At 69.8% G+C, this 20,461-nt stretch carries 19 protein-coding genes; 15 read left to right on the forward strand and 4 right to left on the reverse strand.

From position 1 onward, the window contains the following. Positions 1-113: 113 nt before the first annotated feature. The gene (locus AC3EO7_RS20045; RefSeq protein ID WP_435592058.1) at positions 114-1,031 is read right to left on the reverse strand and encodes an NmrA family NAD(P)-binding protein; all 918 of its coding nucleotides are present in this window, start codon (positions 1,029-1,031) and stop codon (positions 114-116) included. A gap of 115 nt (positions 1,032-1,146) precedes the next feature. Between AC3EO7_RS20045 and AC3EO7_RS20050 the strand changes: the two genes are divergently transcribed. Then, entirely contained in the window at positions 1,147-1,932 is a 786-nt protein-coding gene (locus AC3EO7_RS20050) for a TetR/AcrR family transcriptional regulator (RefSeq protein WP_431969496.1), read from the forward strand. Between the two features lie 297 nt (positions 1,933-2,229). Here AC3EO7_RS20050 and AC3EO7_RS20055 read toward each other — a convergent pair whose 3' ends face one another. Continuing rightward, the gene (locus AC3EO7_RS20055) at positions 2,230-2,619 is read right to left on the reverse strand and encodes a DUF2237 family protein (RefSeq protein WP_019048221.1); all 390 of its coding nucleotides are present in this window, start codon (positions 2,617-2,619) and stop codon (positions 2,230-2,232) included. A 330-nt stretch (positions 2,620-2,949) separates the two neighbouring features. Here AC3EO7_RS20055 and ftsY point away from each other — a divergent pair, with 330 nt between their 5' ends. From ftsY to trmD, 12 genes are all read left to right on the forward strand, one after another. Further along, complete coding sequence (ftsY, locus tag AC3EO7_RS20060; RefSeq protein WP_435592059.1) at positions 2,950-4,518, forward strand: signal recognition particle-docking protein FtsY; 1,569 nt, start codon at positions 2,950-2,952, stop codon at positions 4,516-4,518. Positions 4,519-4,975: 457 nt separating this feature from the next. Beyond that, on the forward strand, positions 4,976-6,274 hold the full coding sequence (locus AC3EO7_RS20065; RefSeq protein ID WP_431969546.1) for an ammonium transporter: 1,299 nt from the start codon (positions 4,976-4,978) through the stop codon (positions 6,272-6,274). A gap of 4 nt (positions 6,275-6,278) precedes the next feature. Next, positions 6,279-6,617 (forward strand): P-II family nitrogen regulator, encoded by a 339-nt coding sequence (locus tag AC3EO7_RS20070; RefSeq protein ID WP_040868325.1) that lies wholly within the window; start codon positions 6,279-6,281, stop codon positions 6,615-6,617. Positions 6,618-6,773: 156 nt separating this feature from the next. Further along, on the forward strand, positions 6,774-9,227 hold the full coding sequence (locus AC3EO7_RS20075; protein WP_435592060.1) for a [protein-PII] uridylyltransferase: 2,454 nt from the start codon (positions 6,774-6,776) through the stop codon (positions 9,225-9,227). 129 nt (positions 9,228-9,356) lie between these two features. After that, entirely contained in the window at positions 9,357-9,674 is a 318-nt protein-coding gene (locus AC3EO7_RS20080) for a hypothetical protein (protein ID WP_245668712.1), read from the forward strand. Positions 9,675-9,776: 102 nt separating this feature from the next. After that, complete coding sequence (gene ffh / locus AC3EO7_RS20085; protein WP_431969493.1) at positions 9,777-11,345, forward strand: signal recognition particle protein; 1,569 nt, start codon at positions 9,777-9,779, stop codon at positions 11,343-11,345. Between the two features lie 73 nt (positions 11,346-11,418). Next, positions 11,419-12,513, forward strand: coding sequence for an amidohydrolase family protein (locus AC3EO7_RS20090; RefSeq protein ID WP_435592061.1), 1,095 nt, complete (start codon positions 11,419-11,421; stop codon positions 12,511-12,513). A gap of 95 nt (positions 12,514-12,608) precedes the next feature. Continuing rightward, positions 12,609-13,163 (forward strand): dihydrofolate reductase family protein, encoded by a 555-nt coding sequence (locus tag AC3EO7_RS20095; protein WP_435592062.1) that lies wholly within the window; start codon positions 12,609-12,611, stop codon positions 13,161-13,163. A gap of 214 nt (positions 13,164-13,377) precedes the next feature. Then, positions 13,378-13,809 (forward strand): 30S ribosomal protein S16, encoded by a 432-nt coding sequence (gene rpsP / locus AC3EO7_RS20100; protein ID WP_431969490.1) that lies wholly within the window; start codon positions 13,378-13,380, stop codon positions 13,807-13,809. Positions 13,810-13,891: 82 nt separating this feature from the next. Next, the gene (locus AC3EO7_RS20105) at positions 13,892-14,134 is read left to right on the forward strand and encodes an RNA-binding protein (RefSeq protein WP_067782143.1); all 243 of its coding nucleotides are present in this window, start codon (positions 13,892-13,894) and stop codon (positions 14,132-14,134) included. After that, the gene (rimM, locus tag AC3EO7_RS20110) at positions 14,135-14,659 is read left to right on the forward strand and encodes a ribosome maturation factor RimM (protein WP_435592063.1); all 525 of its coding nucleotides are present in this window, start codon (positions 14,135-14,137) and stop codon (positions 14,657-14,659) included. A 61-nt stretch (positions 14,660-14,720) separates the two neighbouring features. Continuing rightward, positions 14,721-15,404: a tRNA (guanosine(37)-N1)-methyltransferase TrmD gene (gene trmD / locus AC3EO7_RS20115; protein ID WP_431969488.1), complete on the forward strand. Its 684-nt coding sequence runs from the start codon at positions 14,721-14,723 to the stop codon at positions 15,402-15,404. Positions 15,405-15,669: 265 nt separating this feature from the next. Here trmD and AC3EO7_RS20120 read toward each other — a convergent pair whose 3' ends face one another. Both AC3EO7_RS20120 and AC3EO7_RS20125 read right to left on the reverse strand, forming a co-directional pair. After that, positions 15,670-16,038, reverse strand: coding sequence for a VOC family protein (locus tag AC3EO7_RS20120; protein ID WP_431969487.1), 369 nt, complete (start codon positions 16,036-16,038; stop codon positions 15,670-15,672). Between the two features lie 115 nt (positions 16,039-16,153). After that, positions 16,154-17,005 carry a helix-turn-helix transcriptional regulator gene (locus AC3EO7_RS20125; protein ID WP_435592064.1) on the reverse strand — a complete coding sequence of 284 codons (852 nt, stop codon included), beginning with the start codon at positions 17,003-17,005 and terminating at the stop codon, positions 16,154-16,156. 96 nt (positions 17,006-17,101) lie between these two features. Between AC3EO7_RS20125 and AC3EO7_RS20130 the strand changes: the two genes are divergently transcribed. Together AC3EO7_RS20130 and AC3EO7_RS20135 are read left to right on the forward strand one after the other, a co-directional pair. Then, on the forward strand, positions 17,102-18,745 hold the full coding sequence (locus tag AC3EO7_RS20130) for an AMP-binding protein (protein WP_435592065.1): 1,644 nt from the start codon (positions 17,102-17,104) through the stop codon (positions 18,743-18,745). After that, positions 18,742-20,376 (forward strand): AMP-binding protein, encoded by a 1,635-nt coding sequence (locus AC3EO7_RS20135; protein ID WP_435592066.1) that lies wholly within the window; start codon positions 18,742-18,744, stop codon positions 20,374-20,376. Before AC3EO7_RS20130 ends, AC3EO7_RS20135 begins: the two co-directional genes overlap by 4 nt. The last annotated feature ends 85 nt before the right edge of the window (positions 20,377-20,461 follow it).

Genomic DNA, 20,461 nt, shown 5'->3' on the forward strand with positions numbered 1-20,461 from the left:
TTCGCCCGTGTGCCGAGTTCGCCCGTGTGCCGAGTTCGCCCGTGTGCCGAGTTCGCCCGTGTGGCGTGATGGTCCGAGTATCCCGGTCGTACCGGACGCCGAAGCCCGGCGGATCAGCGTGCGGCGCTGGCCTTCTGGGCATCGAGCAGCGCCCCGATCCGGTCGGCCCCGCCGGATGCGAGCCAGGTGTCGAGGGTCCACAGCCCCGGGTGGAGTTCGCGCAGCGCGGGAAGGTCGGCGTGCCAACCGCCGGTCTCGCGCGTCACCCGCCAGACGTTGACGATCTCGGGGCCGATCGCCTCCGCCTCGGCCTCGCTCACCTCTTCGTACCGCACCGGATGTCCGGTGGCGCGAGCGATCGCCGCCGCGGCGGCGACGGGAGTGACCGCGTCGCCTGCCAATTCGAGGATCTGGCCGTGGAATCGGTCCGGATCTGCGAAGGCCAGCGCGGCGAAGACCGCGATATCGTCGACCGCGATCATCTGCAGCGGCCGGTCGGCGGGGAACAGATGGCGGTGCACGCCGTGCGCGATGCCGTCCACCGGAGAACCCTGGAGCAGGTAGTTCTCCATGAAACGGACCGGCCGCAGGACGGTGTAGCGCAGGCCGCTGGCGACCAAAGCCTCCTCGATGCGCTGTTTGCCGTGCGCGCCCCACGCGATGTCGTCGCCCAGCGAGCCGACGCCGGTGAAGACGACGTGGTCGACACCCGCGGTGCGCGCGGCCTCGATCAGCGCGATGCCACGCCGGGCCTCCAGGTCGCCGTCCCAGCCCGCGACGCGGTAAGTCGCTGGGGGAACGGCGAATACGCCGCGGGCTCCGGCCGCCGCGGCGAGCAGGGTGTCGGGCGCGTCGAAGTCGCCGATCGCCAGTTCGGCGCCTGCCGCGGCCAGCGCTCGCGCGGCGGGCACGTCGGGGTCGCGCACCAGGACGCGCACCGGGATGCCGTCGGCCAGGAGCCTGCGGGCGGTCACGCCGCCCTGCTTTCCGGTGCCGCCGGTGACGAGGATCGGGTCGTGCTGAGAGGACATGTTCGCCTTCTTCTGGTGAATCGTCTCGATAGAATCGGGTCGGTCGACCCGTTTTCGGACGTTACGGGTGACCCCACCCGGTTGGCCAGGCCATATATGGAAGGTGCGTAACGAAATGACGGTCCCCGTGGCACCTTCGACCCTCGCTGCGCGGGCCGACGCACAGCGCAATCGCGCGCTCGTGCTCGCCGCCGCGCAGCGGGCTTTCGCCGAGCGCGGACTCGCGGTGTCCCTCGCCGAGGTCGCGCGCCGAGCCGGTGTCGGCGCGGGCACGGTCTATCGGCACTTCCCGACGAAATCCGATCTGCTGGAAGCGGTTATGCAGCAGCGGGTGGACCGGCTGGCCCGGCTCGCCGCCGCGCAGGTGGGTGCGCGGGATCCGGGCGCGGCGTTCTTCGAGTTCTGCGTGGATGTGGTGTTGTCCACGCCGCGTAACCAGGCGCTGTGCGAGGTGGTGCAGTCCGACGACGGGTGGCCGCGCACGCTGATGCGCGGTGCGGGACTGCGATTCCACCGCGCGCTCGAGGCGCTGCTGCTCGCGGCGCAGCGGCAGGGCGCGGTCCGCGCCGACATCGTGCTGGCCGACGTGCTCGACGTCTTCACCGGATGCGTTGCCATCCAACGGAACAGGCCCGCGGGGAGTGAACTCGCGCGCGCCGCGGTGATCCTGCTCGACGCGCTGCGCGCCACCCCCGGCGGCACGAGCGTAACGAAACTCCGCGCTGTCCCGGATTCGCGTGACGAAACAGAGGCTCATAACGAAACTGCCGGGGGTTCGCGCTGCCCGGTCTGCGGCTCGGCACTGGCCGCACCCGGGACCGGTCGTCCCCGTCGCTACTGCTCGGCGGCTTGCCGTCAGAAGGCGCACCGTTCCCGTGCCGCCGCCCGCGCCATGGGCTGAACTGGCCGCGACATCGCACCGCGCGAATCGTGCGATGCCGAAGTCCGCGACGACCGATGGCGGTCGAAGCACAGGATGTCGGTGGCGTCACCCGGCATCGTGATCGACGCGGTGGCGCGATACCGGCGCGGATTGCCGAGCGCCCACCAGGCGGGGCTCGGCGCGGAAACAGCCCGGCCGCGAGAGACATTCGGGCCGACGGTGGCTGCGGTTGCCGTTCACCGCCGATCGATCAGGAACGGGTAGCCGCGATCGGACGCGTGGTGCGAGGAAGGACCGGGATAGCCCCGGGCAGGCCTACAGCAGATCGCTCACATCGTCGGGGACGTCGACGGCGTACTTGCGCAGGATGTCCATCGAGATCACTTCCAGGGCGTTCTCGTGGGTGGCCGCGAGCACCACGGGTGCGGCGACGCCGTCCTCGTGGGCGTGCAGCCAGCGCACCGCCACCACGCACCACCGGTCACCCGGCTGCAGGCCGGGGAAGTTGTTCTCCGGGCGCGGCGTACTGAGGTCGTTGCCGATGGACGCCTGATGTTCGAGGAACTCGGCCGTGACGACGGTGCACACGGTATGGCTGCCCAGATCCTCCGGCCCGGTGCTGCAGCAGCCGTCCCGGTAGAAACCGGTCAGAGGATCGGTGCCGCACTCTTCCAGCGGCCCCCCAAGCACGTTTCGATCGGTCACGTCGCCGATCCTATTGTCAGTTCGCGAGAAGTTCCGCAGGACAAGAAATCTCGGGGGCTGTGTCTCGGTCTCGCGCGTGGCGTGATAAGGCGCGGTTGCGCCGCTGCTCCGGCCGGGTGCGGGTGTCCGGAGGACCGGGTGCGACCGCGCCGGTCGCGTGCCGCCGCCTTCGCTCCCGCCGTGTGCGGACCGTGGCGGGACCGTCTCGGGCCGCGCGTGTCATGGGATGGTCGCGCCGGTGATCGGACTCACATGGCGCGTCGGCGCGAGCCCGGCGTGGGCGCGGTCGGCGGACCGCGCCTATCAGCGGCGATGCGACGTTCTGCAAGGATGGTCGGCGTGAGTTCCGAAGTCTGGATTCTGATAGCCGCGATCGCCGCCCTGCTACTGGTGGCGTTCGTCGGCGGATTCGTGCTGCACAGGCGCCGCCGCGTCTCGATCACGGCGCAGGCGCCGGAGAAGGAGCTGACCGATCGGTCGGGCGGCTACACGGCGGCGGGCGGGTTCAACTTCAGTCAGGGCGGCGCGGCGACCGCGACACGCCCGGAACCGAGCCCGCAACCGAACCTGGAACGGACCGACACCGAGGGGCAACCGCACGTCGGTGACGACGCGGCCGTCCCGCGCGACGCCCCGCGGCGCGGCATCACCGATGTGGCGCTGCCGGACGCCGACGTCCTCGCGGAACCCGAGGGACCGACGGCCGAGCCGGTCGAATCGGCGCAGGACGGCACGTCCGCCGCGACGCAGGCCGCTCCGGAATCGCAGGCTCCCGCCGATCCGGAGACCCTCGCCGATACGCAAGCGACCGACCAGGCCCCGGCCGAGCAGCTCCCCGTCGACGAGCCGGCGACTTCGGTCGAGCCGCCCGCACCGTCCGACACGGCGGTCGCCGAGCCCGAGACGACCGTCGGACCGGCCCCGGTCGTGCCCGACACCGCGGCCGCCGCCGAGACCGCTCCCGCACTCGAGGAGATCGAGCCCACCGCGGGCCGCCTGGTCCGTCTGCGCGGCCGACTATCCCGTTCGCAGAACGCGGTCGGCAAGAGCTTGCTCGGACTGCTCGGCGGCGGCGACCTGGACGAGGACTCCTGGGAAGAGATCGAGGACACCCTCGTCCTCGCCGATCTCGGCACCGCGAGCACCAGCGCCGTGGTCGGCCGCCTGCGCGAGGAGATGGCCGCGCGCAGCGTGCGCACCACCGACCAGGCCCGCGCCGTGCTGCGCGACGTGCTGGTCGAGGCGCTGCGTCCCGAGCTGGACCGTTCCATCCGCGCGCTGCCGCACGCCGACCATCCGTCGATTTTGCTGGTCGTCGGCGTCAACGGCACCGGGAAGACCACCACCACCGGCAAGCTGGCCAGGGTCCTGGTCGCCGACGGCCGCCGGGTGCTGCTCGGCGCGGCCGACACCTTCCGTGCCGCGGCCGCCGACCAGTTGCAGACCTGGGGCGAGCGGGTCGGCGCGGAGACGGTGCGCGGCAAGGAGGGCGCCGACCCGGCCGCGGTCGCGTTCGACGCGGTCAGCGCGGGCATCGAGCGCGGTGTCGACGTGGTGCTCGTCGACACCGCGGGCCGCCTGCACACCAAGACCGGCCTGATGGACGAGCTCGGCAAGGTCAAGCGCGTCGTGGAGAAGAAGGCCGAGGTCGACGAGGTCCTGCTGGTGCTGGACGCCACCGTCGGGCAGAACGGCCTGATGCAGGCGCGGGTGTTCGCCGAGGTCGTCGACATCAGCGGCGTGGTGCTGACCAAGCTGGACGGGACCGCCAAGGGCGGCATCGTCTTCCAGGTGCAGCACGAGCTCGGCGTGCCGGTGAAACTGGTCGGTCTCGGCGAAGGCGCGGACGATCTGGCGCCGTTCGAGCCCGGCGCCTTCGTGGACGCGCTCCTCGGCTGAGCCCGGGCTCGGCATCACGTCGGACGGTCGAGCGGACACCGCTCGGCCGTCCGACGTTTGCGCATCGATAGCGGACGATCGAGGTCCGAGGCCGCTTTCAGGCCGCTTTCACGCCCTTTCTCTCGAGCATTCCGCCATCGATCTCGAGAGTTCCGCCGCGCAGGTCGGTGAACGGAAAGTTTGCGGTGTCCTACTCGCAGGTAACCGGTCGCCGCGGTGCGCCGACACAAACCTCACACCAGGCGGGAAACGTGTGGTGTACACCACGAAACGTGGTAGCAACACAACGGCGCTATCCGTTCACGCAGGCGCAACACGACAGCTCAACGGATGAAACACCGAATGGCGACCCTTCTGTGCAGGTCCATTTGCCGAAGGCGGCTGGGCCCGAGATGAGGAGGACATTAAGGTGGCATTTCCCGTAATCGGCGCGCCGGACGCCGGTGACACCGCATGGATGCTGGCGAGTTCAGCACTCGTGCTTCTGATGACACCCGGACTCGCGTTCTTCTACGGCGGCATGGTCCGCAGCAAGAACGTGCTGAACATGATCATGATGAGCATCAGCGCCATGGGACTGGTAACGATCCTGTGGTCGCTGTACGGCTTCTCCATGACCTTCGGTGAGGACAAAGCGAACCTCATCGGTGACCCGGGACAGTATTTCGGCCTGAAGAGCGTTTTCGGCGGTAGCTACCTTGCCTCCACCGACCCGGCGGCCCCGGCCGCGGTTCCCCTGAACGGAACCATTCCGCTGTCGGTGTTCGTCGCGTTCCAGCTCATGTTCGCGATCATCACCGTCGCACTCATCTCGGGCGCGGTCGCCGACCGCTTGAAGTTCGGCTCCTGGCTGGCGTTCGCCGGTATCTGGGTCACCGTCGTGTACTTCCCGGTCGCGCACTGGGTCTTCGCCTTCGATGGCTACACCGGTGAAGAGGGCGGCTGGATCGCCAACAACCTGAAGGCCATCGACTTCGCCGGTGGTACCGCGGTCCACATCAACGCCGGCGCCGCCGGTCTGGTGCTCGCGATCGTGCTCGGCAAGCGCAAGGGCTGGCCGGGCACGCCGTTCCGCCCGCACAACCTGCCGTTCGTCATGCTCGGCGCCGGTCTGCTGTGGTTCGGCTGGTACGGCTTCAACGCCGGTTCGGCGGTCGGCTCCAACGGCATCGCGGGCGCGACCTTCCTGACCACCACCATCGCCACCGCCGCCGCCATGCTGGCCTGGCTCCTGGTGGAGAAGATCCGCGACGGCCACCCCACCTCGCTGGGTGCGGCCTCGGGCATCGTCGCCGGTCTGGTGGCCATCACCCCGGCCTGTTCCTCGGTGAACGTCGTCGGCGCGCTGGCCATCGGCGTGGTCGCGGGTGCGCTGTGCGCCCTCGCGGTCGGCCTGAAGTTCAAGTTCGGCTTCGACGACTCGCTCGACGTGGTCGGCGTGCACCTGGTCGGCGGTCTCGTCGGCACCCTGATGGTGGGCCTGGTCGCCGCGCCCGAAGCTCCGGCGGCGGTCGAAGGCTTGTTCTACGGTGGTGGGATCGAGCAGTTGAAGCTGCAGGCTGTCGGTGCGTTCACCGTGCTTGCGTACTCCCTGGTCGCGACGGCGGTGATCGCTTACATCGTGAAGTTCACGATCGGTCTGCGCGCGACGGACGAGGGCGAGTCGGTGGGCCTGGACGAGTCCGAGCACGCGGAAACCGCATACGATTTCGCTGCTGTGGGTGGCACGGCACGCTCGCTCGTCAAGGAGGCATGACGACATGAAACTGATCACCGCAATCGTCAAACCGTTCACGCTCGAGGACGTCAAGTCCGGGCTCGAGCAGGCTGGCGTGCTCGGCATGACCGTCAGCGAGGTGCAGGGTTACGGGCGGCAGAAGGGCCACACCGAGGTCTACCGCGGCGCCGAGTACTCGGTGGACTTCGTGCCGAAGGTGCGCGTCGAGGTCGTCGTGGACGACGCGTCGGTCGACAAGGTCGTCGAGGTGATCGTCGAGGCCTCGCGCACCGGCAAGATCGGTGACGGCAAGGTCTGGGTCACTCCGGTGGAGTCGATCATCCGCGTGCGGACCGGCGAACGCGGTACCGACGCGCTGTAACCGCGGCGTGAGCATCGGGCCCGGAGGCGGTAGCGCAGCGTGACCACGAAGGGCCCGTGAGCGGCGCGCATGCGATACGGGACAACGAGCGGCGGCCCCGCTCCCACCGGAGACCGGTAGGGGCGGGGCCGCACGCATTGAATTGGGCGGTGGGTTGTGGGCAGCAGTAGCGGAAACGGCAAGCAGGACAACGGCGAACGGGTCTCCAACGGGGCGGCCGATCTGGTCGCCGCGCGAGATCAGCTGCTCGACGGCGGCATGCCGCGCAATCCGCGATTGGACGCCGAGTCCCTCCGGTCGGCGCTGGTCGACCTCTTCGAACTGTGGCTCACCAGCAAGGGCGCCGAGCTGGGTATCACCGCCGACAGCGGTCTCGCGGTGGTGGCGGTCGGCGGGCTCGGGCGCAGGGAGATGCTGCCCTACTCGGATCTGGATCTGGTGTTGTTGCACGACGACGTCGATCCGGCCAGGGTGGCCGAGGTCGCCGACCAGCTCTGGTATCCGCTCTGGGACGCCCACATCAAACTCGACCACAGCGTGCGGACCGTCCCCCAAGCGCTGCGGGTCGCCAACGACGACCTGATCGCGGCCCTCGGCATGCTCGAGGCCCGGCACATCGTCGGCGACGTGGAGTTGAGCAACCTGCTGATCGGCGGGGTGCGCCGCGAGTGGCGCACCGGAATCCGCAACCGCTTCGACGAGCTGATCGCCCAGGCACAGGCCCGCTGGCAGCGCAGCGGCGAGATCGCGCATCGCGCCGAGCCCGATCTGAAGAACGGCCGCGGCGGTCTGCGCGACATCCAACTGCTGGACGCGCTGGCCGTCGCCCAGCTGACCGACGCCATGCCGGGGCTGGGTCCTGATGTGCCCGGCGGCGGCGTGAAACAAGCGCAGCGTCGTTTGCTCGACGTTCGCACCGAGCTGCACCGTGTCGCGGGACGATCCCGCGATCAGCTGCGCGCGCAGGACGCCGACGAGATCGGCGCCGCCCTGCGCATCGGCGATCGGTTCGATCTCGCTCGCACGCTGAGCGATTCGGCGCGGACGGTCAGCTACTCCGTCGACGTCGGGCTGCGCACGGCCGCCAACGCGCTGCCGCGCCGCGGCCTCGCTCGACTGCGCCGCATGCCCGTGCGACGACCACTCGATGAGGGGGTGGTCGAACACGCGGGCGAGGTGGTGCTGGCCAGAGACGCGCGGCCGCAACGCGATCCGGGGCTCATCCTGCGGGTTGCCGCCGCATCGGCGCAGACCGGGCTGCCGATGTCGGCCACTACGCTGAACCGCCTCTCCGAGGACGCGCCCGAGCTGCGCGAGCCGTGGCCGAAGGACGCGCTCAACGATCTGCTCGTGTTGCTCGGCGCCGGGCGCGGCACCATCGACGCGATCGAGGCGCTGGATCGCACCGGGCTGTGGGGCAGGCTGCTGCCGGAATGGGGCGCGGTGCGTGATCTGCCGCCGCGCGACGCCTTGCACACCTGGACCGTCGACCGTCATCTGATGGAGAGCGTCGCGTACGCGAGCGCGCTCAGCACGCGGGTGGCCCGCCCCGACCTGCTCCTGCTCGGCGCGCTGCTGCACGACATCGGCAAGGGCCGCGCCGGCGATCACAGCGTGGTCGGCGCCGAGCTGGCCACCCACATCGGCCGCAGGCTCGGGCTGTGGCCCTCCGACGTGCGCACGCTCAGCGCCGTGGTCCGCCACCACCTGCTGCTCCCGGAGACCGCGACCCGCCGCGACCTCGCGGACCCGGACACGGTGCAGCTCGTCGTCGACGCGCTCGACGGCGACGTGCAGCTGCTGGAACTGCTGCACACGCTGGCCGAGGCCGACTCGCTGGCCACCGGCCCCGGCGTCTGGGGCGACTGGAAGGCCTCGCTCATCGGCGATCTGGTGCGGCGCTGCCGCACGGTCATGGCGGGCTTCGAACTGCCGACCCCCGAGCCCATCGCGCCGGAGTTGCTGGCCAAGGCGGCGGCGGGCGGCGTTCACGTCGACCTGAAGCCAGGCGAGGGCAAGTACACCTATGTGGTGACGGTGATCGCGCCGGACACGCCCGGTTTGCTCTCCGACGCCGCGGGCGTGCTCGCGCTGCATTCGCTGCGGGTGCTCTCCGCCGCGCTCGGCGGCGAGGGAGCGTCGGCCGTCAACACCTTCGTGGTCTCGCCCAAGTTCGGCGACCCGCCGGACGCGGGTTTGCTGCGCCAGGAACTGATCAGGGCCATCGCCGGGGACCTCGATCTGCCCGCGCTGCTCGCCAAGCGCGAACGCGAGGCGAGCGGAGTGGGCCCGAGCCCGTACGCCCAGGCCCAGCCGCGGATGATCTGGTCGTCGACCTCGACGCCGGGCCAGGTGATCCTGGAGCTGCGCGCCGAGGATCGCGTGGGGCTGCTGAGCCGGTTGGCCGCGGCGTTCGCGGGCTGCGGAGCGAACGTGCGCTGGGCGAAGGTGGTCACCATGGGTTCGGCCGTGGTCGACTCGTTCTGCCTCGAGCTGGGCGGCGAAGACGCGCCGCAGCGCCGCGGCGCGATCGAGAAGGCGGTGCTGGACGTGGTGCCGCGACCCGCGCCGAAGACGCCGGACCCGGCGCTTCCCGACAACGTTTCCTGAGCCGCGACGGGCCGTGCCTCGGCGCGGACGACGGCGTTGCACGCGATTTGCTGGATCTTCGCTCCGTGCGCCGTGACGCACCCTACTATCAGAGCGTCTGGCTATCGCGAGCACGAGGGGAGCAGGTCGGTGGCAATTGAGGTTGTTTCGGCTTCGATGATGACGAGCGACGAGACCACGCACATGGCGCGGTGTGTCGGCGGAGATCGATGGGTCGTTTCCTGGTTGCCCGGCCGGACCTTGACCGGACGGCAGGCCGTGACCGCGATGACCATCGCCTCCACGGTTTCCACCACGCCCGACGCGCCGGAGGGCGCGGACTGGGCGATGCTCGACGATCTGGCGCTCGAGCTCGGACTGACCGGCCGGGAGGCCGCGTACATGGTCCGGCTGGAGAACCACGACTACCGCAAGACTTCCAAACCACGCCGTCGCGCACTCGAATAAATACCGCGCTCCGCTCGAAGGACGCACCGCCTGCGCGAACACGCAGGCGATCCCATTACGCTGGGAGGAAGTTGACGTCACTCGAGATCAGGAGCGCGATCGGTGTTCGAATCCCTGTCCGACCGGCTTACCGGTGCCCTCAAGGATCTGCGTGGTAAGGGGCGTCTGTCACCGGCCGACATCGACGCCACGTGCCGTGAGATCCGCTTGGCGCTGCTCGAGGCCGACGTCGCGCTGCCCGTGGTGCGCGGTTTCATCGCCAAGATCAAGGAGCGCGCCAAGGGCGCCGAGGTCTCCGGGGCGCTGAATCCGGCCCAGCAGGTCGTCAAGATCGTCAACGAGGAACTGATCGGCATCCTCGGCGGCGAGACCAGGCGGCTGAACCTGGCCAAGAACCCGCCGACGGTGATCATGCTCGCCGGTCTGCAGGGCTCCGGTAAGACCACGCTGGCCGGCAAGCTCGCGAAATGGCTGAAGGGACAAGGACATCAGCCGCTGCTGGTGGCCTGTGACCTGCAGCGCCCCGGCGCCGTCACCCAGCTGCAGGTGGTCGGCGAGCGCGCGGGCGCGCCGGTGTTCGCCCCGCATCCCGGCACCTCCGTCGGCGGTGGCGACAACCCGCTCGGCATCTCCGCCGCCGACCCGATCGAGGTCGCGCGCGCCGGTGTCGAGGAGGCGCGCGTCAAGCAGTACGACGTGGTCATCGTCGACACCGCCGGTCGCCTCGGCATCGATCAGGAGCTGATGCGCCAGGCCGCGGGCATCCGCGACGCGGTGCAGCCGGACGAGACGCTGTTCGTGCTCGACGCCATGATCGGTCAGGACGCCGTCAACACGGCCGAGGCGTTCCGCGACGGCGTCGGGTTCACCGGCGTCGTGCTCACCAAGCTCGACGGCGACGCGCGTGGTGGCGCGGCCCTTTCGGTCCGCAACGTCACCGGCGAGCCGATCATGTTCGCCTCCAGCGGCGAGAAGCTGGAGGACTTCGACGTCTTCCACCCCGACCGCATGGCCAGCCGCATCCTCGGCATGGGCGACGTGCTCACCCTGATCGAGCAGGCCGAGCAGGTCTACGACGCGCAGCAGGCCGAGGAGGCCGCGCGCAAGATCGGCAGCGGCGAGCTCACCCTCGAGGACTTCCTCGAGCAGATGCTGGCGATCCGCAAGATGGGCCCGATCGGCAACCTGCTCGGCATGCTGCCCGGCGCGGGCCAGATGAAAGACGTGCTCGCCCAGGTCGACGACAAGCAGCTGGACCGGGTGCAGGCCATCATCCGCGGCATGACCCCGGCCGAGCGGGACAACCCGAAGATCATCAACGCCTCCCGCCGACTGCGCATCGCCAACGGCTCCGGCGTCGCGGTCTCCGAGGTCAACCAGCTCGTCGACCGCTTCTTCGAGGCCAAGAAGATGATGGCCATGATGGGCCGCCAGATGGGCCTGCCCGGCGCGCGGCGCGGCGGCAGCAAGAAGGGCAAGAAAGGCAAGAAGGGCGGACGCGGCCCGACCCCGCCGAAGGTGCGCGGCGGTCTGCCCGGCATGCCCATGCCGGGGATGCCGGGAATGCCCGCGGGCATGCCCGACCTGTCGAACATGCCCGCCGGGCTCAACGAATTGCCGCCTGGCCTCGACGGTTTCGACCTGTCCAAGCTCAAGTTCCCCAAGAAGTAGGCGTACGCGCTCTCGACGGGCGACGGCTCGAAGGTAGGTTGGGAGACCAGCCGAGCAGGTCCAGGAGGTCGCTGTGCATCTACGCGGGGTGGTTCTGCCGGACGACGAGGTGCGCGATCTCTGGGTGCACGACGGGCTGGTGTCCTTCGAGCCGGTGTCCGGCGCCGAAACCCTGTGTGACACAGGGTGGATCGTGCCCGGCCTGGTGGACGCGCACTGCCATGTCGGTATCCGCTACGGCGGTGGCCACGAGGACCGCGAAGGCGCGATCGCCCAGGCGGTGACCGAACGCGACGCCGGTGCGCTGCTGCTCCGCGACGCCGGGTCGCCGATCGATACCCGCTTCGTCGACGAGCACGACGAGCTGCCGAAGATCATCCGGGCGGGCAGGCACATCGCGCGGCCCAAGCGCTACATCCGCGAGCTCGGCATCGAACTCGACGACGAGCGCGACCTTCCGGAGATCGTGGCCGAGCAGGCGCGGCTCGGGGACGGCTGGGTGAAGATCGTCGGCGATTGGATCGACCGCTCTGTCGGCGACCTGCGTCCGCTGTGGAGCGACGCCGTCCTGAAGGAGGCCATCGACGCCGCGCACACCAACGGCGCCCGGGTCACCGCGCACGTGTTCGGCGAGGACGCCCTGCCCGGCCTGATCGACGCGGGCATCGATTGCCTCGAACACGGCACCGGGCTCACCGACGAGACCATCGAGATGATGGTCGAACACGGCACCGCGCTGGTCCCCACCCTGATCAACATCGACACCTTCCCGTCCATCGCCGACGGTGCGGGCAAATTCCCTGTCTACGCCGCCCACATGCGCGACCTGCACCGCCGCGTGCGCCGCACCGTCGCCGACGCGTACGACGCGGGCGTGCCCCTCTACACGGGCACCGACGCGGGCGGTTCCATCCGGCACGGCCGCATCGCCGACGAGATCATCGCCCTCACCGGCGCGGGCCTGTCCTCGCACGACGCGCTCGGCGCCGCCTCGTGGAACGCGCGCACCTGGCTCGACCGCCCGGGCATCGAACACGGCGCCCCCGCCGACTTCGTCGTCTACCGCGACGACCCGCGCACCGAACCCGCGACCCTCGGCACCCCCGAATACGTCGTCCTGCGCGGCCGCGTCCACCGCTCCGCGGGCCCCGTCACCGGCCACCGCTGACCACGATCCAGCCGATTCGCGCGCTGGCCGATGAATCGGAGGCCGGGGCGTCGTCGGTAGTCGAGAAGGGCTTTTCGCACTAGGGAGGTCGGCGGATGCGGGATCTGGTGGTGACGGAGAACATCACGGTGGATGGGGTGATCGATGCGACGGAGGGGTGGTTCACGGTCGGCAACGATGCGGTGGACGATCGATCCGACATCCTGGCCGAGCTGATGGCCCACACCGCGGCCTGCGACGCGGTGCTGTTCGGGCGTGTCACCTTCGAGGACATGCGCGGGTACTGGCCGGAGCAGACCGACGATCGGACCGGCATCACCGACGACCTGAACACGATGGCGAAATACGTGGTGTCGCGCTCGATGGGCGACCCGGGATGGCAGAACTCGACCGTGCTGCGCGGCCTCGACGAGGTGCGCGCGCTCAAGGAACGGCCGGGGAAGGACATCGTCAGCACTGGAAGCATCGACCTGGTGCACCAGCTGATCGACGCCGGTCTCGTCGACGAGTACCGGTTGTTCGTCTATCCCGTGGTGCTCGGCCGCGGCGCCCGGCTCTTCGCCGAGGGCGCGAAGATTCCGGCACTGCGACTGGTCGAGAGCAAGCCGTTCCGTTCCGGTGTGGTGCTGCTGCGCTATCGCCCCGCCTGATCAGCGGTACGGTCGCGTCACCGAGGTCGAGAGGCGATTTCGGGCGGGGCGGCCCGGTCTGGCAGAATGGACCACCGTCCTTCCGGACAGTGTCAGCCCGTCTCCGGTTACGTACCGCGCGGCGGTCACACACTTCAAGCGCAAAACCGGGCTCGCAGACCGTGCGAGTCGCTGAATTGCGCCGTGACCAACTATCTGAAAGAGGCAGATCAGCATGGCTGTTCGCATCAAGCTCACCCGCATGGGCAAGATCCGCAACCCGCAGTACCGCGTCGTCGTCGCGGACGCCCGCACCCGTCGTGACGGCCGGGCCATCGAGTCCATCGGCAAGTACCACCCGAAGGAAGAGCCGTCGCTGATCGAGATCGACTCGGAGCGCGTGCAGTACTGGCTGGGTGTCGGCGCGCAGCCGACCGAGCCGGTGCAGCGCCTCCTGGAGATCACCGGTGACTGGCAGAAGTTCAAGGGCCTGCCGGGCACCGAAGGCACGCTGAAGGTGAAGCCGGCCAAGCCGTCCAAGCTGGACCTGTTCAACGCCGCGCTGGCCGCCGCCGAGAACGAGCCGGTCGCCGAGGCCGTCACCCCGAAGAAGAAGGCCAAGAAGGACGAGGCCGAGGCCGAAGCCGCCACCGAGGCTGCCGAGTAATCGTGAGCGAGCGCAGCGAGCGAACCATCGACACAGCGCGCACCGCGCTCGCGACGGAGCCGAGCGCTAGCGAGGTGGAGTCGTGAGCGCGGTCGTGGCTGATGCCGTCGAGCACCTGGTGCGCGGCATCGTCGCCAATCCCGATGACGTCCGCGTCGAGCTGATCACCGGCCGCCGCGGGCGCACCGTCGAGGTGCACGTCCACCCCGAGGACCTGGGCAAGGTGATCGGCCGTGGCGGACGCACCGCGACCGCGCTGCGCACCCTCGTCGCAGGCATCGGCGGCCGTGGCATCCGGGTCGACGTGGTCGACACCGATCAGTAGATGGAACTCGTCGTAGGGCGTGTCGCCAAGTCGCACGGCGTGCGCGGCGAACTCGTCGTCGAGATCCGCACCGACGAACCCGAAGAGCGTTTCGCGGTGGGCGCCACCTTGCGTGGCCGCCTGCCGCGCTCGACGGAGGTTCGCGACTTCACCGTGGAGTCGGCCCGCGAGCACTCGGGCCGGCTCCTCGTGTTTCTCGCCGGGATCGCCGACCGCACCGCCGCCGACGCGCTGCGCGGGACGCTGTTCCTGGTGGACAGCGAAGATCTGCCGCCCTCGGACGATCCGGACGAGTTCTACGACCACGAGCTGGAGGGCCTCACCGTCCAGCTCACCGACGGCGCCGTCGTCGGAACGGTCACCGAGGTGCTGCATTCGGCCGCGGGAGAACTGCTTTCGGTGCGCGCCGCCGACGACGGGCGGGAGATCCTGATCCCGTTCGTCACCGCGATCGTGCCCTCGGTGTCGATTGCCGACCGGCTGGTGGTCATCGATCCGCCCGAGGGCCTGCTCGATCCCGAGTGATGGGCACACCACGCGCTGTCGCGACCGGGCGCGGACAACTCGGTGGAACGAAGGGGCTGGGATGAGGCTCGACGTCATCACGATCTTTCCGGAGTATCTGGAACCGCTGCGGACGGCGCTGCTCGGCAAGGCCATCGACAAGGGACTGATCTCCGTCGACGTGCACGACCTGCGGCGCTGGACCCACGACGTGCACAAGTCGGTCGACGATTCGCCGTACGGCGGCGGCCCCGGCATGGTCATGAAGCCGACCGTGTGGGGCGACGCGCTGGACGAGGTGTGTCCCGCCGACGCGCTGCTCGTGGTGCCCACGCCCGCGGGCGTGCCGTTCACCCAGGCCACCGCGCAGCGCTGGGCCGCCGAGCGGCATCTGGTGTTCGCCTGCGGCCGCTACGAGGGCATCGACCAGCGCGTCTTCGACGACGCCGCGCGCCGGGTGCGCGTCGAAGAGGTGAGCATCGGCGACTACGTCCTCATCGGCGGTGAGGCTGCGGTGCTGGTCATGACCGAGGCCGTGGTGCGGCTGCTGCCCGGCGTGCTGGGCAATCAGCAGTCCCACCAAGAGGATTCGTTCTCCGACGGGCTGCTCGAAGGACCCTCCTACACCCGCCCCGTCAGCTGGCGCGGTCTGGACGTGCCACCGATCCTGCTCTCCGGCGACCACGCGAAGGTCGCCGCCTGGCGCCGCGAACAGTCCGTCGCTCGCACCCGTGAACGCCGACCGGACCTGCTGCCGCCGGATTGAGACAACGCCCACAGGGTCTTTCGTCCGCCGCGTGTCTTCGCACCGCGGAACCCGGCGGACGACCCCATGCGGCGACCGCGTGCGCCGTTGCCGCCGAACGTCGTCGGCTCGCATCGCGCGCGTGACATCGGACGGCGGCATCGTGCGGCGATCACGCGAAGGTCGGCGCCGATGCCGCGATCGTCCCTGCGAACCTCTCCAGGGCATGCTGCGGCGAGTGCCGAATAGCATTCCGGCAGAGTAATTTTCGTGGGTCGATAACGGGCTAGTCGGGCAACTGCGCCGTCGTGATGCAGAACGGGTGACCCGCCGGGTCGAGCAACACCCTCCACCGGTCGCCGGGCTGAGTCGGCGCGGGCACGGCGCCCAGGGCTATGGCACGCTGCTCGCACGCATCGAGGTCGTCGTCGGCCGACAGGTCCAGGTGCACGATCGCGCTGCCGGGCCACACCGGCGGCTCGTAGTCGGCGATCCGCTGCGCGATGACCGCTAGCCCGGACGGAATGCGGATCGCCGCGCTGCGGTCTTTGTTCCACAGCATGTGCCCGCCGAGCAGATCGAGGTAGAACCGCGCGAGCGCATCGGGGTCGGCGCAGTCCAGGGACAATCCCGCGATACGGAAAGGCTCTGTCACGCAAGGGAGTGTAGGGCCGACCACATTCCCGCGCCGACGCGGGAGGTCATCGCGGCGCTCCGCATTCCGTTGGCGGCCGGGCGAATTCGTCCGGCCGACCCGAAATGCACGGTGATCAGGGGAGCAGGCCGAGCCGCCGCGCCGTCACCACGGCTTCGTGGCGGGTGTGCGCGTCCAGTTTGGTCATGGCGTTGCGCAGGTAGCTCTTCACCGTTTCCGCGCCGAGCGAAAGGCGCTGCGCTGCCTCCTGATTGGTGCAGCCGAGCGCGATCTCTGCGAGCACGTCCAGTTCCCGGCGGGACAGGCGCGGTGCGTCGGGGACGGGTTCGCCGGTGAGGACCCGGCCGATGCGGTCGCAGATTCCGTGCAGCCGCGCCCGCATTCGTTCGTCGCCTGCCGTGCGGGCCAGGCCGCGCAGCTCGGCGCCGATGTCGCGCAGCTCCTCCGCGACCGCGGGTGCGGTGTCGGGCGTGGTGGCCGACGCCTCCAGCAGGCGCAGCCGCCGATCCACCTCGTCGCGGATCGCGATCTCGGTGGCCAGCCGCTTGCCCGCCTGCACCATCAGGTCGGCGGCGCGATCGCCGAGCGGGCTGGCCCCGCGGGTCGCGGCGTAGAGCACCGCGCGCGAGCGGTCGTCCACCACCACCGGCACCGCGAGCACCGCGCGGATGCCCTCGCCCGAGACCGGAGCGTCGTAGTGGTGGGTGATGGAGGCGGCGTTGCGGTAGTCCGCCACCGACGCGGGCCTGCGCATGTCCATCACCTGGCCGCCGAGGCCGGATCTGCGGAGCACGGTCAGCCCGCGCAGACCGTTGGTCATCGTGCCGACGAACTCGGTGAGCAGCAACGCATCCTCGTGCACCTCGCCACCGAATACGACAGGGACGCCCGCCCGGTGCGCCACCCAGCGAATCTCGGCGCGCAGCGCGTCCGCGTCACGGGGGCGTAGCAGCGAAGTGGTGGTCAAACGACTCACCCCTTTTCGGGGGTAGTGACGAACGTGATGTGACCCACATCCTATTGGACACGAGGGTGGCGTGGATCACCGATGAGGAGAGGCGAGATGAGTACGGACCTGGAATCGCGGGTACGCGAACTACTGGAGAGTTACGACGGACCGGAGGCGTGCGCGGCGGAACTACTGTGCGACCGGCATCCCGCCGACCGGGTCGCGTTCACGGTGGTCGAGGCGGATCTGCGCGCCACCGACCTCACCTACGGCGAACTGCGAGAGCGTTCGGCGCGGTTCGCCGCGGCGCTGGCCGGTCTCGGCGTCGGCCGGGGCGATCGCGTCGCCACCCTGATGGGCAAGTCCGCGGATCTGATCGTGGCGCTGCTCGGCATCTGGCGCCGCGGCGCGGTGCACGTGCCGCTGTTCACCGCGTTCGCGCCGCCCGCCATCGCCTTCCGGCTGGCGGCCAGCCGGGCCGTGCTCGTCGTCGCGGACGCCGATCAGGCCGCGAAGCTCGCTCCCGGCGACGACATTCCGGCCGACGCGCCGTGGCGGCTGATCGTCGCGGGCGCGCCGGCGGAGGTCGGTCGGGACACGCTGCGCTTCGCCGACCTGCTCGACGCGTACGCCGCCGACGACCCGCGCGGGGCGGCGGTCTCGGTCGGCGGTGACGGACTGCTGGTCCAGCTGTTCACCAGCGGCACCACCGGGACACCGAAGGGCGTGCCGATCCCGGTGCGCGCGCTGGCCCCCTTCCACGCGTATCAGGAGTTCGCGCTGGACGTCCGCCCCGACGACGTCTACTGGAACGCCGCCGATCCCGGCTGGGCCTACGGGCTGTACTACGCGATCCTGAGCCCGCTCGCCTCCGGAACCCGCAGCCTGCTGCTGCACGCCGGATTCTCCGCACCGCTCACCTGGCACGTGCTGGAGCGGTTCGGGGTCACCAATTTCGCCGCCGCGCCCACCGTGTACCGGGCTCTACGCGCCGACGACATCTCGCCGCCACCGGATTTCGCGCTGCGCCGCGCCTCCTCCGCGGGTGAACCGCTCACCCCCGAGGTCGTCGCGTGGTCTACCGAGAACCTCGGTGTCGCCGTCCGCGACCACTACGGGCAGACCGAGCACGGCATGGTCGTCTGCAACGCGTGGCACGACGAGCTCAGCGCCGCAGCCCCGCTCGGGTCGATGGGCAGGCAGCTGCCCGGCTGGACCTGCGCCGTGCTCGCCGACGACGCCGACCGCGAGGCCGCGCCGGGCGAACTGGGCCGGGTCGCGATCGACACCGAACACAGCCCGCTGCTGTGGTTCCTCGGCTATCTCGACGCCCCCGAGCGCACCGCGCAGCGCTACACCGCAGACGGTCGCTGGTACCTCACCGGTGACGCCGGATCCCGTGACGCGGACGGCTTCTTCCACTTCTCCGCCCGCGACGACGACGTGATCATCATGGCGGGCTACCGCATCGGCCCGTTCGAGGTGGAGAGCGTGCTCGTGCTGCACGATCAGGTGGCGGAGGCCGCGGTGGTGGGTCTGCCGGACGAGCTGCGCGGCGAGGTGCTCGAAGCATTCGTGGTGTTGCGCAACGAATCCGCGGGCAGCGAAGAGTTGGCCGCCGAGCTACAACAATTGGTCAAGGAGAAGTTCGCCGCGCACGCCTATCCGCGCCGGGTGCATTTCGTGACGAGCTTGCCCAAGACGCCCAGCGGCAAGGTGCAGCGTTTCGTGCTGCGGCAGCAGGGAGGTGCGCGATGACCCCCGCGCTGCCGAGCTATGCCTCGGGCACCTCGGACGTGCCGCTGCTCGGCGATACCATCGGCGCCGATCTGGATCGGACGGCGGCGGCGCATCCGGACCGGGAAGCGTTGGTGGACTTGCCGACCGGGCGCCGCTGGACCTATCGCGAGCTGGTCGCGGCCGTCGACGCGCTCGCGTCCGGGCTCGCCGCCGGGGGTCTCGGCAAGGGCGAGCGCGTCGGCATCTGGGCGCCGAACTGCGCGGAGTGGTTCCTCGTGCAGTACGCCACCGCCAAGCTGGGAGCGATCCTGGTCAACATCAATCCGGCCTACCGCACCAGCGAGCTCGGGTATGTGTTGCGCCAGGCCGGGGTTCGGGTGCTGATCGCCGCGCCGGAGTTCAAGACCTCGAACTATGTCGAGATGATCGAGGAGGTGCGGCCCGAATGCCCCGACCTCGAGCAGGTTTTGATCATCGGCGACTCGGCGTGGGCCGCGGTGGCGGGCGCGGCGGTCGACGGTGAGCGGCTCGACGCCATCGCACCGACGCTCTCGGCCGACGATCCGATCAACATCCAGTACACCTCGGGCACAACGGGTTTCCCGAAGGGCGCCACGCTCAGCCACCACAACATCCTGAACAACGGGTATTTCGTCGGTGAGCTGTGCGGGTACACCGAGCAGGACCGGATCTGCGTGCCGGTTCCCTTCTATCACTGCTTCGGCATGGTGATGGGCAATCTGGCCGCCACCAGTCACGGTGCGGCGGTGGTGATTCCGGCGCCGTCGTTCGAGCCGGCCGCCACTCTCGCCGCTGTCGAGAGGGAGCGGTGCACCTCCCTGTACGGCGTGCCGACGATGTTCATCGCCGTGCTGGCCGAACTGGATGCCACGCTCGAAAAGACCGGAGCGACATCGGATCTGTCCAGCCTGCGCACCGGGATCATGGCGGGTTCGCCGTGCCCGGTCGAGGTGATGAAGCGGGTCATCGACCGGCTCGGCATGCACGAGGTGTGCATCTGTTACGGCATGACGGAGACGTCACCGGTGTCCACCCAGACCCGCCGCGACGACGACTTGGACCGCAGGACCGCGACGGTCGGCCGCGTCGGCCCGCACCTCGAGGTCAAGATCGTCGATCCGGCAACGGGGCTGACCGTTCCGCGCGGTGAGCCCGGCGAGCTGTGCACCCGCGGCTACTCGGTGATGCTCGGCTACTGGGACCAGCCGGAGAAGACCGCCGAAGCCATCGACGCGGCTCGCTGGATGCATACCGGCGACCTCGGCGTCATGGATGCCGACGGCTACATCGCCGTGACGGGACGAATCAAGGACATGGTCATTCGCGGCGGCGAGAACATCTATCCCCGCGAGATCGAGGAGTTCCTCTACACCCACCCCGACATCCTGGACGCGCAGGTGATCGGCGTCCCCGACGAGAAGTACGGCGAGGAACTGATGGCCTGGATTCGCATGCGCGAGGGCGCAACTCCCCTCGACGCCGCAGCCCTGCGTGCCTTCTGCACCGGCAAACTCGCCCACTTCAAGATCCCCCGCTACGTCCACCTCGTCGACGAATTCCCCATGACGGTGACAGGCAAGATCCGCAAGGCCGAAATGCGGGAAATGGCAAAGGAGCTCCTCGGCTGACTCACGAGGCCTGCCACGACACCAACTGATCTCGCGAGAACAAGGGCTCGGGCACGCCGAGAACTCGCCCGAGCCCTTGACCGCG

It is taken from the genome of Nocardia sp. bgisy118 (assembly GCF_057708605.1).

Bases quoted from the DNA above. Each gene is read 5' to 3' on its own strand.
- ftsY (WP_435592059.1), top strand. From the start codon at position 2,950: ATGGTCGGCGTGAGTTCCGAAGTCTGGATTCTGATAGCCGCGATCGCC.
- AC3EO7_RS20135 (WP_435592066.1), top strand. From the start codon at position 18,742: ATGACCCCCGCGCTGCCGAGCTATGCCTCGGGCACCTCGGACGTGCCG.
- AC3EO7_RS20065 (WP_431969546.1), top strand. From the start codon at position 4,976: ATGCTGGCGAGTTCAGCACTCGTGCTTCTGATGACACCCGGACTCGCG.
- AC3EO7_RS20095 (WP_435592062.1), top strand. From the start codon at position 12,609: ATGCGGGATCTGGTGGTGACGGAGAACATCACGGTGGATGGGGTGATC.
- AC3EO7_RS20070 (WP_040868325.1), top strand. From the start codon at position 6,279: ATGAAACTGATCACCGCAATCGTCAAACCGTTCACGCTCGAGGACGTC.
- rimM (WP_435592063.1), top strand. From the start codon at position 14,135: ATGGAACTCGTCGTAGGGCGTGTCGCCAAGTCGCACGGCGTGCGCGGC.
- AC3EO7_RS20130 (WP_435592065.1), top strand. From the start codon at position 17,102: ATGAGTACGGACCTGGAATCGCGGGTACGCGAACTACTGGAGAGTTAC.
- trmD (WP_431969488.1), top strand. From the start codon at position 14,721: ATGAGGCTCGACGTCATCACGATCTTTCCGGAGTATCTGGAACCGCTG.
- AC3EO7_RS20045 (WP_435592058.1), bottom strand. From the start codon at position 1,031: ATGTCCTCTCAGCACGACCCGATCCTCGTCACCGGCGGCACCGGAAAG.
- rpsP (WP_431969490.1), top strand. From the start codon at position 13,378: ATGGCTGTTCGCATCAAGCTCACCCGCATGGGCAAGATCCGCAACCCG.
- AC3EO7_RS20050 (WP_431969496.1), top strand. From the start codon at position 1,147: ATGACGGTCCCCGTGGCACCTTCGACCCTCGCTGCGCGGGCCGACGCA.